Origin of the sequence: Streptomyces longispororuber (assembly GCF_014656095.1) — a bacterium.
In the GTDB taxonomy this organism is placed as follows: domain Bacteria; phylum Actinomycetota; class Actinomycetes; order Streptomycetales; family Streptomycetaceae; genus Streptomyces; species Streptomyces longispororuber.
On sequence record NZ_BNBT01000085.1, the window covers coordinates 20,474 to 36,239 of the forward strand.

Consider the following 15,766-nt stretch of genomic DNA (forward strand, 5'->3'; position numbering starts at 1 on the left):
GCACCAGCACCCACACAACCCCGGCACCGACGCCACGAACGACATCCGCACCGCGGAATCCACGGGCGCCGCGAACGATATCGGTATCATGGGCGGTTTTCAGGTGTCATGGCCGTCATGGCCGATATGCGCGACATGCTCGCTATCCGTACTCGCTGAGAGCCCTTACCACTTTCCGGGGCGATATCTTCCCCGTCAACGGGGCCGTCATAGTGCCCCGTACGCAGTCTTCACAAGGCCCGACTTTCGGTCACCGGCCTCCGCCTGAAATAGTTCCTCCCGATGTTCGACATCCCTAGACTCCCCATGATGGGGGCAACTCGGGGGACAACTCAGTGGGGCATGGAGTGCCGGAACTCGTACTGGAATTGAATGGCAGGTCCTGGACGCTTGATTCGTCCCGGACATACACCCTCGGACGCGATCCGCAGGGTGACATCGCGCTCGACGACGCCAGGGTCTCCTGGCGGCACGCGACGATCAGTTGGAGCGGCCGGAGCTGGGTCATCGAGGACCACGGCTCGACCAACGGCACCTTCCTGCAGGGGCAGCGGATCCACCAGGTCGAGGTCGGCCCCGGCTCGGTGATCCACCTGGGCAACGCCACCGACGGCCCGCGCCTCGCGCTGTCCGGCGGAGGGCCCGGAGCCGCCGCCGTGGCCGCGCCGGGCGCGCAGCAGCAGGCGCAGCACGCCGCGCCGCAGCAGGCCCCCGGGCATGCCGCGCCGGGCCACCAGGAGGCCCCGGGCTGGGCCGCGCAGCCGCAGCACCAGGCTCAGCAGCAGCACCAGGCCCCGCAGTACCAGCAGCACCAGCAAGCTCCGCACCAGCAGATGCACCAGCAAGCCCCGCATCAGCAGATGCAGCAGCAGGCCCCGCATCAGCAGATGCAGCAGCAGGCCCCGCACCAGCAGCCCTGGCAGCAGCAGGTCCCGCAGCAGCAAGCGCCGCAAGCCCAGCAGGCGCCGCAGCCGCAGCAGGCCCAGGTGCCGCAGCAGCAGGGTCCGGGCGGGGGAGCGGGCGCGGGGGCCGGCGGCGCGGCGGGGGCCCCGCCGGTCTACGGCGACCGCAGCCCGACCACGTACCACCAGTTCTCGCTTGGCCGAAAGATGCGCATCGGCCGCGCCCTGGAGAACGAGCTGGTGGTCTCGGACCTCCAGGTCTCGCGGCTGCACGCCGAGTTCACGGCGACGCCCGACGGCCGCTTCGAGCTGCGCGACCTCGGCTCGCACAACGGCACGTACGTCAACGGCATGCCGATCGCGAAGTCGTCGACGGTCCTCATCGGCCCGAACGACATCGTGGGCGTCGGCCACTCCACGTTCCGCCTGGTGGGCGACCGCCTGGAGGAGTTCGTCGACACCGGTGACGTCTCCTTCTCCGCGCGCCACCTGACCGTCACGGTCGACGGCGGCAAGCAGATCCTCAAGGACGTCTCCTTCGGCGTCCCGGAGAAGTCCCTGATCGCGGTCATCGGCCCGTCGGGATCCGGCAAGTCCACCCTGCTCAAGGCGCTCACCGGCTACCGGCCCGCCAACCAGGGCGACGTCCTGTACGACAACCGGAACCTGTACAAGCAGTTCGCCGAGCTGCGCCAGCGCATCGGCCTGGTCCCGCAGGACGACATCCTGCACAAGGAGCTGACCGTCAAGAAGGCGCTGAAGTACGCGGCCAAGCTGCGCTTCCCCGCCGACACCAGCGAGCAGGAGCGCGCCCAGCGCATAGACGAGGTGCTGCGCGAGCTGAAGCTCGACATCCACAAGGACAAGAAGGTCACCTCCCTCTCCGGCGGCCAGCGCAAGCGCGTGTCGGTGGCCCTGGAGCTGCTCACCAAGCCCTCGCTGATCTTCCTGGACGAGCCCACGTCGGGCCTCGACCCGGGCATGGACCGCGACGTCATGCAGCTTCTGCGCGGCCTCGCCGACGACGGCCGCACGGTCCTCGTCGTCACGCACTCGGTGGCCGAGCTGGCCTTGTGCGACAAGCTGCTCGTGATGGCGCCGGGCGGCTCGGTGGCGTACTTCGGCCCGCCCGAGGAGGCCCTGAACTTCTTCGGGTACGACACCTGGGCCGACGTCTTCTCCGCCTTCGAGAACTACCGCGACTACGACTGGGCGGGCCGCTGGAAGGGCTCGCAGCACTACCAGATGTACGCCGCGGACATCGACGCCGTCGCCGCGCAGCCCGTCCACATGCCGCCGGCCCAGGCGATCAAGCCGCCCAAGCCGCAGGGCTGGGGCTCGCAGCTCATCACCCTGATCCGCCGCTACGTGTCGGTCATCGCGTCCGACAAGGGCTTCATGGCGCTGATGCTGATCCTGCCCGCGGTGCTCGGCGCGGTGAGCCTGCTCATCGACCCGGACAAGGGTCTGCTGCCGAACGTGAACCCGCAGACCGGCAAGATCATCCCGAACGGCACGGCCACCACGGTGCTGCTGATCCTCGCGGTCGGCGCCTGCTTCGCGGGCGCCGCGAACTCCGTCCGCGAGCTGATCAAGGAGCGGGTGATCTACGAGCGGGAGCGCGCGACCGGCCTGTCGCGCTCCGCGTACCTGATGTCCAAGGTCATCGTGCTCGGCTTCATCACCGCGCTCCAGGGCGCGCTCGTCGGCGCGATCGGCTTCTCCTCCCGCGAGCTCCCGGACGAGGGCCTGGTCCTGGGCGGCCAGGTGCTGCTCGAACTCTCCCTGCCGATCATGGCGCTCGGCTTCACCTCGATGATGTTCGGCCTGATCATCTCGGCCCTGGTGAAGACCGCCGAGAAGACCATGCCGCTGCTGGTGATGTTCGCGATCATCCAGGTCGTGTTCACCGGCTGCCTGTTCATCCTGCACGGCACGGTCGGCGTCAACGAGTTCTCGTACCTGATGCCGTCGCGCTGGGCGGTGGCCGCCGCCGGCACCACGCTGGACTTCAACAAGATCAGCCCCAACCCGGACGACCCCGGCAGCACCGACCCGATCTGGGACCACGAGGCCGGCGCCTACGTCATCGACATGGCCGCCCTGCTCGCCCTCGGCGCGTTCTGCGGCTTCCTCGTGGCCCGCTTCCTGCGCCGCCACGAGCCGGAGGTCATGCGCAAGTAGACCCCCGCGGCACGAGCGCGACACGGGCGAGGCGCCCGTACGTGCGGTCCGTACGCGCGGTCCGTACGCGCGGTCCGTACGCGAAGAAGGGCGGCACCCCGTGCGGGGTGCCGCCCTTCGGCGTCTGCGAGCGCGGCCTCTGAAGAGGTCCGGTCCAGGAGGTGCGGACTCAGTAGGCGCCGTTGACGTTGTCGATCGAGCCGTACCGGTGCGCCGCGTAGTTGGCGGCGGCCGTGATGTTGGCGACCGGGTCGTAGATGTTCGTCGAGGTGCCCGCGACGTGGTACGCGGTGAACGTCGGCTGGATGACCTGGAGCAGGCCGATCGACGGGGTGCCGCGCTGGGCGTTGATGTCCCAGCCGTTGACGGCGTTCGGATTGCCCGTGGACTCCCGCATGATGTTGCGGTGCAGGCCCTCGTACGAGCCGGGGATGCCCTTGGCCTTCATGATGTCGAGGGCCTGGCGGATCCAGCCGTCCAGGTTGTTGGCGTAGACCGGCTTGCGCACGGCCGCGCGGCTCGCGACCGTCTTGGCGCGGCGCTCGTCCTCGGCCTTCTTCTTCGCGGCGGCCTCGTCCTCGGCCTTCTTGCGCGCGGCGGCGTCCTGGGCCCGCTTGTCGGCGGCGGCCTGCTGCTTGCTGACGTTCTCGTGGACCGCCTGCTGCGCCTGCGCCGGCATGGACCAGGAGGCGGCGTGCGTGCCGAGCGCCTCGGTGCGGACGTCGGCCTCGGAGCTGCCCGGCACGACGGAGAAGGCGAGGGCGGCGGCGCCGAGCGTGGCGACACCGGCGACCGAGAACTTCTGGGCCCTGGTCAGGGAGGAGCGACTATGACCAGAGGGGACGGACTTGGACATGCGGAGTGGACCTCTTCGTGTCGGGAGGCCGCTCTGGCGCCGGCGGGGGACTGGATGCTTCCGGCAAAACGCCGCGGTGCGAGGACCGCGGCGTCGAGCGACGGGAGCAATTCTTAGCTGGCGCAAAAATCTGGGGCAACGGTGTGACGTACGATCCGCGATAGTGGATCAGGGGGTGCGGCCCCGCCCCCGACACCCCGCTTTAGCCTCCCTTTACTGCTCACTGCCGCCCACTAACGAGCTTCGTACGTGATGTGCGCCCTATGCGCGGGCTCACATCGGTCGTGTAACAGTCTCACCGGCAGTTGCTGGAGCAATGCTCACCGTGAGCAAACTCCTCCGGCAGGAGGAGATGGGCGTCGCCGAACTCGTGCCACAGGTAGAGACGGCGTACCGCCTCGGCATAACCCCGCTCCACCGCCGCCCGCCCCGCGACCGCCGCCGGCATCAGCAGGTGCGAGGCCCCCGGCTCGTGCAACCCGGTGAGCAGGCCGTCCACCACCCGCACCCCCCGCTCCGGCGTCACCACGAGCCCCGTGCGCCCGGCCGCCGCCCGCACCAGCCCGTCCGGCCCGGCCGCCGACTCCACGGCCCGTACGGCCGTCGTCCCCACGGCGACCACCCGGCCCCCGCCCGCCCGGGCGGCGTTGATCAGCCGGGCCGACGCCTCCGGCACCGCGAAGCGCTCCGGGTACGGCGGCTCGTGCGCCTCCGGCGAGGCCACCCCCGTGTCGAGGCGCACCGGCGCGAACTGCACGCCCCGGCTCACGAGCCGCGTCACCAGGCGCGCGGTGAACGGACGCGCCGCGCTCGGCATCTCCGCGCTGCCCCCGCCGTCGGCGGACGGCAGCGCGAACACCGTCTGGTACACGGGCAGCGGCTGGTCCCGCTCTGTGTAGGAGTACCGGATCGGGCGCCCGTGGCGGCGCAGGAAGGTCGGCGCGTCCACCGGCACCCGCGCCCACCACAGCCGGGCGCCGTCCGCGCCCAGCGGCTCCTCGCACACCAGGCGCACATCCCCCGGCAGCTCGACCACCGCCCCCGGCGGTCCGCCCGCACGCGCGCGTGGTCCCCTTCCCGTCCGGCTCCCGCAGCTCCACGGCCCACCGCCCGTCCGGCCCGAGCGTCGAGAAGTGCACCACCACGCGCGCGTGCCCCAGCCGTCCGTCCACCGCCGCGGGCAGCGTGGGCGAGGTGTTCACCACCAGCAGGTCACCGGCGCGCAGCAGCTCCGACAGCTCCGTGAACGCGTGGTGCGCGACCTCGGTGCCGTACGAGACCAGCAGCCGTACGGAGTCCCGGCGCAGCCCGCGCCGCCGCTGCTCCACGGGCAGCGCCGCGTGCAGGCCCTCCGGCACCCGCACCGCCACGGTCATGACGCCACCAGCAGCGACGCGGCCGCGTGGCGCCCGCTCGCCGGCCGCTCGTCGAGCAGCCGCAGGAACGCCGGCACGACCGTCTCCGGCAGCGGCCGCCCCGTGTCGTCGTCGGTGGGCACCGCCGCCTGGTACAGGTCCGTCCGCATGTCCCCGGGGTCCACGGCCCACACCCGCAGCCCCGGCTCCTCCTCGGCGAGCACCGCCGTGAGCTGGTCCAGCGCGGCCTTCGACGCCCCGTACCCGCCCCACGTCGCGTACGCCTCCGCCGCCGCGTCGGAGCTCACGTTGACCACCGCGCCGCCCGCGCGCGAGGCCCGCAGCAGCGGCAGCGCCTCCTGCACCAGCCCGAGCGGGGCCACCACGTTCGTCTCGAGGGCCTGCCGCAAGCCGTCCAGCGCCTGCGCGTCCAGGCGCACCAGCGGCTCCGCGCCGAGCGCGCTCGCGTTGTTCGGTGCCATCTCCCTGTTCCACCGACCGAGCCCCCTGGCGCATTCCGCCGGTGGCCCGCCGGACCGTCGGTGCGCCCGTCCGTCCCACCGGGGCGCCCGGCCGCCCCCGGCGCCCGGTGGCTCCACGCTAGGAACGCCTCCCGCCCCGGCGCCTCGGACGCCGGGCGCAGCACGGCAGGTCCCTTCGTCCTACGGCGCCGGGCGGCCCCCGGGGCCCGTGATGCGAGGCCCTTCGACCTAGGCCCTGCGCCCTAGCTCCCGGCGGCCACAGGTCGGATACGCGCTGTCACACCCCGCCGGTACGGTGGCGTCATGAGTCAAGGTCCCCGGTCCGGGCTGTACGCGGTGAGCTCGGCGCTGCTCGCCATGAGCAGCCAGCTCGAGGTGCGCGACGTCCTCAAGACGATCGTCGCCTCCGCCCGCGAGCTGCTCGACGCGGAGTACGCGGCCCTGGGGGTCCCCGACGACCACGGCGGCTTCGCCCAGTTCGTCGTCGACGGCGTCAGCGACGAGCAGTGGAAGGCCATCGGCCCGCTGCCGCGCCAGCACGGCATCCTCGCCGCCATGCTCCAGAAGGCCGAGCCCGAGCGGCTCGCCGACGTCCGCGAGGACCCCCGCTTCGAGGGCTGGCCGGCCGCCCACCCGGACATGTCCGACTTCCTCGGCCTGCCCATCCGGTACGGCGACGAGACGCTCGGCGCCCTGTTCCTGGCGAACAAGAACTGCGCCAAGCCCGAAGGCGGCTGCGGCTTCGACGAGGACGACGAGGAACTGCTGTCGATCCTCGCCCAGCACGCGGCCATCGCCCTGACCAACGCCCGCCTGTACGAGCGCAGCCGCGAGCTGACCATCGCCGAGGAGCGCTCCCGCCTCGCCCACGAGCTGCACGACGCCGTCAGCCAGAAGCTGTTCTCGCTGCGCCTGACCGCCCAGGCCGCCACCGCCCTGGTCGACCGCGACCCGGCCCGCGCCAAGGGCGAGCTCCAGCAGGTCGCCGCCCTCGCCGCCGAGGCGGCCGACGAGCTCCGCGCGGCGGTGGTGGAGCTGCGCCCCGCCGCCCTGGACGAGGACGGCCTCGTCGCGACCCTGCGTACACACATCCAGGTCCTGGACCGGGCCCACTCCGCGCGGGTCACCTTCGAGAGCGCCGGCGTGCGCGCCCTGCCCGCCGCCCAGGAGGAGGCCATGCTGCGCGTCGCCCAGGAGGCCCTGCACAACGCCCTGCGGCACGCCGCGGCCGACCACGTCGCGGTCACCCTGGAGCGGAGCGGCCCTGGAGCGGTGCTGCGGGTCACGGACGACGGCCGGGGATTCGACCCGCGCGCGACGCGCCGCGCCGGAAGGCACTTGGGCCTGGTCTCCATGCGGGACCGGGCCGGCGGGGTCGGCGGACGGCTGACCGTGACATCACAGCCCGGCAAGGGCACGACGATCGAGATGGAGGTTCCCGGTGGCTGAGAACGAAGCTGCGGCCCCGGTCCCAGGGCGGATCCGGGTACTCCTGGTCGACGACCACCAGGTGGTGCGCCGCGGCCTGCGCACGTTCCTGGAGGTCCAGGACGACATCGAGGTCGTCGGCGAGGCGTCGGACGGCGCCGAGGGCGTGGCGTACGCCGAGGAGCTGAAGCCGGACGTCGTCCTGATGGACGTCAAGATGCCCGGCATGGACGGCGTCGAGGCGCTGCGGAAGCTGCGGGAGCTGGCCAACCCCGCGCGCGTGCTCATCGTCACCAGCTTCACCGAGCAGCGCACGGTCGTGCCCGCCCTGCGCGCGGGCGCCGCGGGGTACGTCTATAAGGACGTCGACCCCGACGCCCTCGCCGGCGCCATCCGTTCCGTGCACGCCGGGCACGTCCTGCTCCAGCCGGAGGTGGCGGGCGCCCTCCTGTCCCAGGAGGAGGCCAACGGCACGCACGGCAGGGGCAGCTCGCTCACCGAGCGGGAGCGCGAGGTGCTCGGCCTGATAGCGGACGGCCGCTCCAACCGCGAGATCGCCCGCGCCCTCGTCCTCTCCGAGAAGACCGTCAAGACCCACGTGTCGAACATCCTCATGAAGCTCGACCTGGCCGACCGCACCCAGGCGGCGCTCTGGGCCGTACGCCACGGCGTGACGGGCTGACCCGACCGCCCCGGCGCGCACGCCGGGGCGGTCAGTACGGGCCGTCGCCTTCCGGGCTGAGATTCATACCGTCGTGTGGATGTCCCCCAAATGGCGCATCCCCCGATCACACCGGCCGTTCTCCAGTGCGTGCTGCGGCGAGGCGCCGCGGCTTCCGCTAGGAGGGTTTCAGCAGTGAAGAACATGAAGAAGGTCGCGGCCGTCACGATGGTGGCCGGCGGACTGCTCGCCGCCGGCGCCGGTGTCGCCTCCGCCCACGGCGGCGCGCACGCCGACGGCCTCGCCAAGAACTCGCCGGGCATCCTCTCCGGCAACGTGACCCAGGCCCCCGTCCACGTGCCCGTGAACTTCTGCGGCAACACCATCACCGTTGTCGGCGCCCTGAACCCCACCTTCGGGAACGTCTGCGAGAACGTCTGACGGCCGTCGCGCGGCTCGCCCCCCGTCAGCCGCGCGACGTCCCGCTCCGCACCGCCCCGGGCCCCGCGGCCCGGGGCGCCTCGCCCCACCAGCGCCAGCAGAAGGAACACACCCCATGAGCATCGCCAAGAAGGCCGCCCTGGCCGTAGCCGTCGCAGGCCTCGCCGTCGGCGCCTCCGCCACAGCGGCCTTGGCCGCCGACGCCGACGGCAGGGCCACGAACTCCCCGGGCATCGCCTCCGGCAACATCCTCCAGGTCCCCGCCGACGTCCCGGTGAACGTCACGGGCCTCAGCGCGAACGTGGTCGGCGCCCACAACCCGGCCGTCGCCGAGCGGACGGTGAACCACTGACCCGTGACACCACGGGCACAGGACCCCGCGACCCCACCGGTCCGCGGGGTCCCGCACGTCCCGGCCCCCGCCTCCACGCACGGACGAGCAGCAGGTCGGCCCCCGGAGCGTAAAGCCGAGCCCGACGGCGGCCCCCGGAGCGTGCAGCCAGGCCCGACGGCAGCCCTCGGAGCGCAAGGCCAGGCCACAACGGCGCCCCCCGCCCACCGGCGCACCCAGCAGCAGCCGCGCCCCCTACCCCCGCCCTCCCTCAAGCACCTCGACGTACGAGTTGTACGCGGCCACCTGCGCCCGCCGAGCCGTCCGCTCCACCGGCCGCAGCGCCTGGGCCCGCGCCGCCATCTCCCCGGCGCTCACCGCCCCGCCGTGCCCGTGGTCGTACGCCATCGACACCAGCAGCCCCACGCGCTGCGCCAGCTCCAGGACCCGCACCGCGCGCGCCGGGTACCCCGGCGCGAGCAGCTCGCGCCCCCGCTCGGCCCGCGCCCGGTAGGCGTCGAGCGCCGCCTCCGCGACCGGCCCCGAGGCCGCCACGTCGAGCCGCGACAGGACCCGCGTGGCCTCCCGCATCGCCTCCGCGAGCTCCCGCTCCGCCTCGCCCAGCGACGGCACGTCCGCGGGCGGCGCCTCCCGTACGGGAAGGCAGTGCCACACCACCTCCACATGGACGTCCGCGGCGTCCGCCGGGCCGTCGGGGCCCGCCTCGTACACCTCCGGCACGAGCCCGTACGCCGCCCCGGAGGCGACCACGGCCTCCTCGGCCTCCAGCGCGCGCTCATTGAAGGCGGGCGGCCCGCTCAGCCCCAGCGGGTGCCCCGGCACGGGCAGCGCCACCCGCAGCCCCCTCACCCCGAGGGCCCGCAACCGCCCGAGCGCGAGCGACAGACCGACGGGCCCCGCCTCCCCGGGCAGCCCCTCGACCCGGTGCACCGCGTCCTCCCCGACGATGGCGTGCACCGCGTCGTCGGGCGAGACAAGTCCGGCCAAAAGGGCGTTTCCCCAGGCGGCCAAGCGTCCTGAGCGTGGTTCCGAGAGCATGGACCCAGCCTAAGGACCGGCCTCGGCACGGGAACGCCCGGCCGGTGGCGTAGGTTTTATCCGGGGGCGCGTCCACCCTGACCAAGGACGCACGCGACAGCCGAGACTGCAATGGGAGAGACCGCGCTCATGAGCGAAGTACTGGAGCTTGAGGACGTATCCGTGGTCCGCGGGGGCCGGGCTCTGGTGGACCAGGTCTCCTGGTCGGTCAAGGAGGGGGAGCGCTGGGTCATCCTCGGCCCGAACGGCGCCGGCAAGACCACCCTCCTCAACGTCGCGTCCAGCTACCTCTTCCCCAGCAAGGGCACCGCCACCATCCTCGGCGAACGCCTCGGCAAGGTCGACGTGTTCGAGCTGCGCCCCCGCATCGGCATGGCGGGCATGGCCATGGCCGACAAGCTCCCCAAGGCCCAGACCGTCCTGCAGACCGTCCTCACGGCCGCGTACGGCATGACGGCGGGCTGGCGCGAGGACTACGAGGACATCGACGAGCAGCGCGCCCGCGCCTTCCTCGACCGCCTCGGCATGAGCGACTACCTGGACCGCAAGTTCGGCACGCTGTCCGAGGGCGAGCGCAAGCGCACCCTCATCGCCCGCGCCCTGATGACCGACCCCGAGCTGCTGCTCCTCGACGAGCCCGCCGCCGGGCTCGACCTCGGCGGCCGCGAGGACCTCGTGCGCCGCCTCGGCCGCCTCGCGCGCGACCCCATCGCCCCCTCGATGCTCATGGTCACGCACCACGTCGAGGAGATCGCCCCCGGCTTCACCCACGTACTGATGATCCGTCAGGGCAAGGTCCTCGCCGCCGGCCCGCTGGAGCTGGAGCTGACCTCGCGCAACCTCTCCCTCTGCTTCGGCCTGCCGCTGGTCGTCGAGCAGCGCGGCGACCGCTGGACCGCCCAGGGCCTGCCGCTCGGCTGACCTGACGCCCTGTCCGTGACCGGAGTCGCGGCCCTACCATGACCATGTGGACATCGACGCATGGGTGTGGTGGCTGGTCGGCGCGGTCGGCCTGGGAATCCCGCTGGTAATGACCGCGATGCCGGAGTTCGGCATGCTCGCCGTCGGCGCCGTCGCGGCCGCCGTGGTCGCGGCCCTCGGCGGCGGGGTGGCGGCGCAGACGATCGTCTTCGCCGCCGTCTCCGTCGCCCTGATCGCCGTCGTCCGCCCCATCGCGGCGCGGCACCGCTCCCAGCGCCCCCAACTGGCCAGCGGCGTGGACGCGTTGAAGGGCAGGTCGGCGGTCGTCCTGGAGCGCGTCGACGCCTCCGGCGGGCGCATCAAGCTCGCCGGGGAGGTGTGGTCGGCGCGCCCGCTCGACTCCGGGCAGAGCTTCGAGGCCGGCCAGCAGGTGGACGTCGTCGAGATCGACGGAGCGACCGCCGTCGTCATGTGACGGCACGGCAGGGCGCGGCAGGTACGGCACAGCACGGCACGGCAGGCACGACACCGGCCGCCACGCGGCGCCCGGTCGCCGGGCGCCCCGGCCGGGCGCCGCGCCGCCCCGGGGTGATCCGAACGCCCCACGGGGCAGGCGGCGTTCTGACAGACTCGCAGCGGATACGTCAAGATCTTCCGGAACCGCCGAAGCACGAAGGGTAGTGGGGAACCGCGATGGAACCAATCATCATCGTCCTGATCATTCTGGTGGTGCTGGTCTTCATCGCCCTGATCAAGACGATCCAGGTCATCCCGCAGGCCAGCGCCGCCATCGTGGAGCGCTTCGGCCGCTACACGCGCACGCTCAACGCCGGCCTGAACATCGTCGTCCCGTTCATCGACTCCATCCGCAACCGCATCGACCTGCGCGAGCAGGTCGTGCCGTTCCCGCCCCAGCCGGTGATCACTCAGGACAACCTGGTCGTGAACATCGACACCGTCATCTACTACCAGGTCACCGACGCCCGGGCCGCCACCTACGAGGTCGCCAGCTACATCCAGGCGATCGAGCAGCTCACCGTCACCACGCTGCGCAACATCATCGGCGGCATGGACCTGGAGCGGACCCTGACCTCCCGCGAGGAGATCAACGCGGCCCTGCGCGGCGTCCTCGACGAGGCCACCGGCAAGTGGGGCATCCGCGTCAACCGCGTCGAGCTCAAGGCCATCGAGCCGCCCACCTCCATCCAGGACTCGATGGAGAAGCAGATGCGCGCCGACCGCGACAAGCGCGCCGCGATCCTCCAGGCCGAGGGTGTCCGCCAGTCCGAGATCCTGCGCGCCGAGGGTGAGAAGCAGTCCGCGATCCTGCGCGCCGAGGGTGAGGCCAGGGCCGCCGCCCTGCGCGCCGAGGGCGAGGCCCAGGCGATCCGCACGGTCTTCGAGTCCATCCACGCGGGCGACCCCGACCAGAAGCTCCTGTCGTACCAGTACCTCCAGATGCTCCCGAAGATCGCCGAGGGCGACGCCAACAAGCTCTGGATCGTGCCCAGCGAGATCGGCGACGCCCTCAAGGGCCTCGGCGGCGCGCTCGGCAACTTCGGCCCGGTCGGCGGCGGCCCCGCCGCCCCCAAGACCCCCAGCGGCGTCGAGCGCCGCGAACAGCCGCCCATCGACTGACGCGGACTCCCGCGCGCCGCCGGGCACCAACCCGCACGGACGCGGCCCGTCACGCACCGACGGGCGTACGGACCGACGCGCGTACGGTACGACGCAGGGGGGCGCCCTCCACGAAGAGGGCGCCCCCCGGAGTCGTCCGCGCACCGGCGCGGTGCCACGCGCCTACGCGGCGGGCTGCGCCAGCCAGTCGGGCAGCGCCGCCAGGCCCTCCCGGCCGAGCGCGAGCAGCATCGCGTCCGCGGGCGTCGGCTCGAACGGCTGCCGCAGCAGCGGCATCCCCGCCTGCTCCGGCGTCCGGTCGGCCTTGCGGTGGTTGTCGAGCGCGCACGACGCGACCGTGTTGAGCCAGGTGTCCCCGCCGCCCTGCGACCGCGGCACCACGTGGTCCACGGTCGTCGCCCGCCTGCCGCAGTACGCGCACCGGTGCCGGTCACGCACCAGCACACCCCGCCGCGACCAGGGAGCGCGTCTTCGGAACGGCACCCGGACGTACCGGCAGAGCCGGATCACCTGCGGCACCGGAAGGTCCACGTCGGCGGCGCGCACCCGCAGCCCGGGGTGGGCGTGCTCGACGACGGCCTTGTCCTGGAGCACCAGCACGACGGCCCGGTTCAGCGTCACCGTCGACAACGGCTCGAAGCTCGCGTTCAGGACCAGCGTGTCCCGCATCCCGCCCACCTCCCGTGTGCACCGGCCCACCCGCTGGCGGACTTGGATCAACTCTGGCCGGGCACGCCGGGATGGACAACGCAATAAAAGATGCCCGCCCCTGATCACTTCCAAGACCAGAGGCGGGCAAACGTTCCGTGAACGGCCGGCGGGCACCGGCGGCTGATCAGTCCCCGGCGGGCGCCGCGTACTCGGCGACGACGTGCGCCCGCGCGAGCGTGTGGAACCGCAGGTTGAACCCGACGAAGGCGGGCGAGGCGTCCGCGTCCGGGCCCAGCTTCTCCTGGTCGACGGCGTACACGGTGAACACGTAGCGGTGCGCCGGGTCACCGGCCGGCGGGGCGGCACCCCCGAAGTCCTTCGTCCCGTAGTCGTTGCGCACCTGGACCGCGCCCTCGGGAAGCCCCGCGAACGTGCCGCTGCCCGCACCGGCCGGCAGCTCGGTCACCGAGGCCGGGATGTCGAACACGACCCAGTGCCAGAACCCGCTGCCCGTCGGGGCGTCCGGGTCGAAGCACGTCACGGCGAAGCTCTTCGTCTCCGGCGGGAACCCCTCCCACCGCAGGTGCGGCGAGGTGTTCCCCTCGGCGTACACCTGAGCGTCCGGCAGCGTCGCGCCCGGCTCGAAGTCCGTGCTCACGACCGTGAACGACGGTACGGGCGGAAGGAAGTCGTGCGGCAGCGGCGGCCTGTTGACCTCGGTCACGTAGGCACCTCCAGATCGGTTCGGACCAGTGGTTCGGACAAGCGGTTCGGGCAACCGGTTCGGACATGCGTTTCGGACAACGGTTGCCCGAGGCGGGGCGATCCTTGCCGATCACCCCGTCCGACGAGCCTAGGACGACCTAGAACCAGTTGCGACGGCTGCCGACCTCGGACAGCCACGTGTTCAGGTACGCGGCCCAGTCCGTGCCCTGGAAGTCGTTCAGACCGACCTTGAACGCCTTGTACGAGTCGCTGCCCTCGCTGAACAGGCCGGGCTTCTTGTCCATCTCCAGGACGACGTCCATCTCGCGCTCGTCGGCGACGAAGCTCAGCTCCACCTGGTTGAGCCCGCGGTACTGCTCCGGCGGGAAGAACTCGATCTCCTGGTAGAAGGGCAGCTTCTGCCGCGTGCCGCGGATGTGCCCCTTCTCCAGGTCGGCGCTCTTGAACCGGAAGCCGAGCTGCCCGAACGCGTCCAGGATCGCCTGCTGCGCGGGCAGCGGGTGCACGTGGATGGGGTCGAGGTCACCGGAGTCCACGGCCCGGGCGATCGCCAGCTCCGTCGTCACCCCGAGGTTCATCCCGTGCAGCTCGCGCCCCGCGAAGTGGGTGACCGGCGTCTCCCAGGGGATGTCGAGGCCGAACGGCACCGCGTGCACCGCTTCCGCCTTCAGCTCGAAGGCACCGCCCAGGCGCAGCTTGGTGAACTCGACGTCCTGCTTGACCTCCTGGTCGTTCCCCTCGACCTCGACCCGGGCCTGGAGCCCCACCGAGAGCCCCTCGATCCGCTGGTCGACCGAGCCGCCCTGGATGCGCACCTCGCCCTGGACGACACCGCCGGGCACGACGTTGGCCTCGGTCAGCACCGTCTCGACGGAGGCACCGCCGGCACCCAGGCTCGCCAGCAGCTTCTTGAACCCCATGACTCTCCTCCCCAGGCCCCTGCCTGTGGTTCGACTCGATCAACGGACCGTCGACTTCGATCCCTACCAACGCGACCAGCGCGTGTCCGGTTCCGCGCCCCCACCCTCGCGTGCCCGCCCGCCCGGCGAGAAGTCCTCGGCCGGACCCCGCCCGGCCGTAGGCACCGGACCGGCACGCTTCCGGTATACGACCGCGGGTGTACTACGCTCGTACGGCATGATCGCGGCACCTGACCGTACGCCCCTGCCCCGGGAGTTCTTCGACCGGCCCGTCCTGGAGGTCGCTCCGGACCTGCTCGGCCGCGTCCTCGTACGCAACTCACCGGACGGCCCGATCGCGCTGCGCCTGACCGAGGTCGAGGCGTACGCGGGGGAGGCCGACCCCGGCTCCCACGCCTATCGCGGCCGCACGGCCCGCAACGACGTGATGTTCGGCCCGCCGGGCCACGCGTACGTCTACTTCACCTACGGCATGTGGCACTGCCTCAACTTCGTGTGCGGCCCGGAGGGCATCGCGAGCGGGGTGCTGGTGCGCGCCGGTGAGGTCCTCGAGGGCGCCGACCTCGCCCGCACCCGTCGACTCTCGGCCCGCAACGACAAGGAACTGGCCAAAGGCCCCGCCCGCCTGGCCACGGCCCTGGACGTGGACCGCGCCCTCAACGGCGCCGACCTCTGCGCGGGCCCCGAGGCCCCGCTGACCGTCCTCGCCGGCACCCCCACCGACCCCGACCTGGTCAAGACCGGCCCGCGCACGGGGGTCGGGGGCGAGGGCAGCGTCCACCCCTGGCGCTTCTGGGAGGCCAACGACCCCACCGTCAGCCCTTATCGGGCCCACACCCCCCGCCGCCGCCGAACTTGACGCGGCGTTGGCGGTTCCGTAACGTAGCCCGAGCCGCTTGACCCGGGTACGGCGTTCAGCCTGCAGCCGGAAGCGGCCAACCACTACCTACGACTTCCCCTCAGCGGGGCCGTATTTCGCATGTCCGCATGTCGAAATCCGAAGCCGCGGACTCGATTATGAGTCGCCGGGAGAATCCGCTAACGTAGTGGACACGCCGAAAGGCAAGGCCCTCCAACGGCCACCGGAAATGAATTCCGACCGGGAACGGAACGGAAAACGGATCTGGTAGGGTTGGAAACACGAAATACCGAAGGGAAGCGCCCGGAGGAAAGCCCGAGAGGGTGAGTACAAAGGAAGCGTCCGTTCCTTG

General features: G+C 72.1%; 14 protein-coding genes and 2 pseudogenes. 9 read left to right on the forward strand and 7 right to left on the reverse strand.

Going from position 1 to position 15,766, the window contains the following annotated elements:
- Positions 1-347 precede the first annotated feature (347 nt).
- A complete protein-coding gene (locus IE330_RS23770) occupies positions 348-3,086 on the forward strand; it encodes an ABC transporter ATP-binding protein/permease (protein ID WP_190138129.1) in 2,739 nt (912 codons plus the stop codon).
- Between the two features lie 169 nt (positions 3,087-3,255).
- Here IE330_RS23770 and IE330_RS23775 read toward each other — a convergent pair whose 3' ends face one another.
- From IE330_RS23775 to IE330_RS23785, 3 genes and pseudogenes are all read right to left on the reverse strand, one after another.
- Positions 3,256-3,942: a transglycosylase SLT domain-containing protein gene (locus IE330_RS23775; RefSeq protein WP_190138130.1), complete on the reverse strand. Its 687-nt coding sequence runs from the start codon at positions 3,940-3,942 to the stop codon at positions 3,256-3,258.
- A 295-nt stretch (positions 3,943-4,237) separates the two neighbouring features.
- Positions 4,238-5,318: pseudogene (locus IE330_RS23780) on the reverse strand (S-adenosylmethionine:tRNA ribosyltransferase-isomerase).
- Positions 5,315-5,809 (reverse strand): annotated as a pseudogene (locus tag IE330_RS23785) (SDR family NAD(P)-dependent oxidoreductase); the annotation flags it as partial. The pseudogenes IE330_RS23780 and IE330_RS23785, both read right to left, overlap by 4 nt.
- Positions 5,810-6,082: 273 nt before the next feature.
- Between IE330_RS23785 and IE330_RS23790 the strand changes: the two are divergent.
- The 4 genes from IE330_RS23790 to IE330_RS23805 all read left to right on the forward strand — a co-directional run bounded on the left by IE330_RS23790 (position 6,083) and on the right by IE330_RS23805 (position 8,661).
- Positions 6,083-7,228 (forward strand): GAF domain-containing sensor histidine kinase, encoded by a 1,146-nt coding sequence (locus tag IE330_RS23790; RefSeq protein ID WP_190138132.1) that lies wholly within the window; start codon positions 6,083-6,085, stop codon positions 7,226-7,228.
- Positions 7,221-7,889, forward strand: a complete 669-nt coding sequence (locus IE330_RS23795; RefSeq protein ID WP_190138133.1) for a response regulator — start codon at positions 7,221-7,223, stop codon at positions 7,887-7,889. The genes IE330_RS23790 and IE330_RS23795 overlap by 8 nt, the downstream gene beginning before the upstream one ends.
- 174 nt (positions 7,890-8,063) lie before the next feature.
- Positions 8,064-8,309: a chaplin gene (locus IE330_RS23800; RefSeq protein ID WP_190138134.1), complete on the forward strand. Its 246-nt coding sequence runs from the start codon at positions 8,064-8,066 to the stop codon at positions 8,307-8,309.
- Positions 8,310-8,424: 115 nt separating this feature from the next.
- A complete protein-coding gene (locus tag IE330_RS23805) occupies positions 8,425-8,661 on the forward strand; it encodes a chaplin (RefSeq protein ID WP_190138135.1) in 237 nt (78 codons plus the stop codon).
- Positions 8,662-8,895: 234 nt separating this feature from the next.
- Here IE330_RS23805 and IE330_RS23810 read toward each other — a convergent pair whose 3' ends face one another.
- Positions 8,896-9,699: an Rv1486c family protein gene (locus IE330_RS23810; RefSeq protein ID WP_190138136.1), complete on the reverse strand. Its 804-nt coding sequence runs from the start codon at positions 9,697-9,699 to the stop codon at positions 8,896-8,898.
- Between the two features lie 129 nt (positions 9,700-9,828).
- Between IE330_RS23810 and IE330_RS23815 the strand changes: the two genes are divergently transcribed.
- The 3 genes from IE330_RS23815 (at position 9,829) to IE330_RS23825 (ending at position 12,258) form a co-directional block, all read left to right on the forward strand.
- Positions 9,829-10,620, forward strand: a complete 792-nt coding sequence (locus tag IE330_RS23815) for an ABC transporter ATP-binding protein (RefSeq protein WP_190138137.1) — start codon at positions 9,829-9,831, stop codon at positions 10,618-10,620.
- Positions 10,621-10,666: 46 nt separating this feature from the next.
- Complete coding sequence (locus IE330_RS23820; RefSeq protein ID WP_190138138.1) at positions 10,667-11,095, forward strand: NfeD family protein; 429 nt, start codon at positions 10,667-10,669, stop codon at positions 11,093-11,095.
- Positions 11,096-11,313: 218 nt separating this feature from the next.
- Complete coding sequence (locus tag IE330_RS23825; RefSeq protein WP_190138139.1) at positions 11,314-12,258, forward strand: SPFH domain-containing protein; 945 nt, start codon at positions 11,314-11,316, stop codon at positions 12,256-12,258.
- A 162-nt stretch (positions 12,259-12,420) separates the two neighbouring features.
- On the opposite strand, the gene IE330_RS23830 is transcribed toward IE330_RS23825, so the two are convergent.
- From IE330_RS23830 to IE330_RS23840, 3 genes are all read right to left on the reverse strand, one after another.
- The gene (locus IE330_RS23830) at positions 12,421-12,927 is read right to left on the reverse strand and encodes an HNH endonuclease (protein WP_190138140.1); all 507 of its coding nucleotides are present in this window, start codon (positions 12,925-12,927) and stop codon (positions 12,421-12,423) included.
- A gap of 166 nt (positions 12,928-13,093) precedes the next feature.
- Complete coding sequence (locus IE330_RS23835; protein ID WP_190138141.1) at positions 13,094-13,633, reverse strand: YbhB/YbcL family Raf kinase inhibitor-like protein; 540 nt, start codon at positions 13,631-13,633, stop codon at positions 13,094-13,096.
- 139 nt (positions 13,634-13,772) lie between these two features.
- Positions 13,773-14,555, reverse strand: coding sequence for a sporulation protein (locus IE330_RS23840; protein ID WP_190138142.1), 783 nt, complete (start codon positions 14,553-14,555; stop codon positions 13,773-13,775).
- A 217-nt stretch (positions 14,556-14,772) separates the two neighbouring features.
- On the opposite strand from IE330_RS23840, the gene IE330_RS23845 reads away from it, so the two are divergent.
- Positions 14,773-15,414, forward strand: coding sequence for a DNA-3-methyladenine glycosylase (locus IE330_RS23845; protein WP_190138143.1), 642 nt, complete (start codon positions 14,773-14,775; stop codon positions 15,412-15,414).
- The last annotated feature ends 352 nt before the right edge of the window (positions 15,415-15,766 follow it).

Excerpts from the sequence above, each read along its gene's own strand:
- IE330_RS23775 (WP_190138130.1), bottom strand. The coding sequence starts at position 3,942 with ATGTCCAAGTCCGTCCCCTCTGGTCATAGTCGCTCCTCCCTGACCAGG.
- IE330_RS23790 (WP_190138132.1), top strand. The coding sequence starts at position 6,083 with ATGAGTCAAGGTCCCCGGTCCGGGCTGTACGCGGTGAGCTCGGCGCTG.
- IE330_RS23805 (WP_190138135.1), top strand. The coding sequence starts at position 8,425 with ATGAGCATCGCCAAGAAGGCCGCCCTGGCCGTAGCCGTCGCAGGCCTC.
- IE330_RS23810 (WP_190138136.1), bottom strand. The coding sequence starts at position 9,699 with ATGCTCTCGGAACCACGCTCAGGACGCTTGGCCGCCTGGGGAAACGCC.
- IE330_RS23815 (WP_190138137.1), top strand. The coding sequence starts at position 9,829 with ATGAGCGAAGTACTGGAGCTTGAGGACGTATCCGTGGTCCGCGGGGGC.
- IE330_RS23825 (WP_190138139.1), top strand. The coding sequence starts at position 11,314 with ATGGAACCAATCATCATCGTCCTGATCATTCTGGTGGTGCTGGTCTTC.
- IE330_RS23830 (WP_190138140.1), bottom strand. The coding sequence starts at position 12,927 with ATGCGGGACACGCTGGTCCTGAACGCGAGCTTCGAGCCGTTGTCGACG.
- IE330_RS23840 (WP_190138142.1), bottom strand. The coding sequence starts at position 14,555 with ATGGGGTTCAAGAAGCTGCTGGCGAGCCTGGGTGCCGGCGGTGCCTCC.
- IE330_RS23845 (WP_190138143.1), top strand. The coding sequence starts at position 14,773 with ATGATCGCGGCACCTGACCGTACGCCCCTGCCCCGGGAGTTCTTCGAC.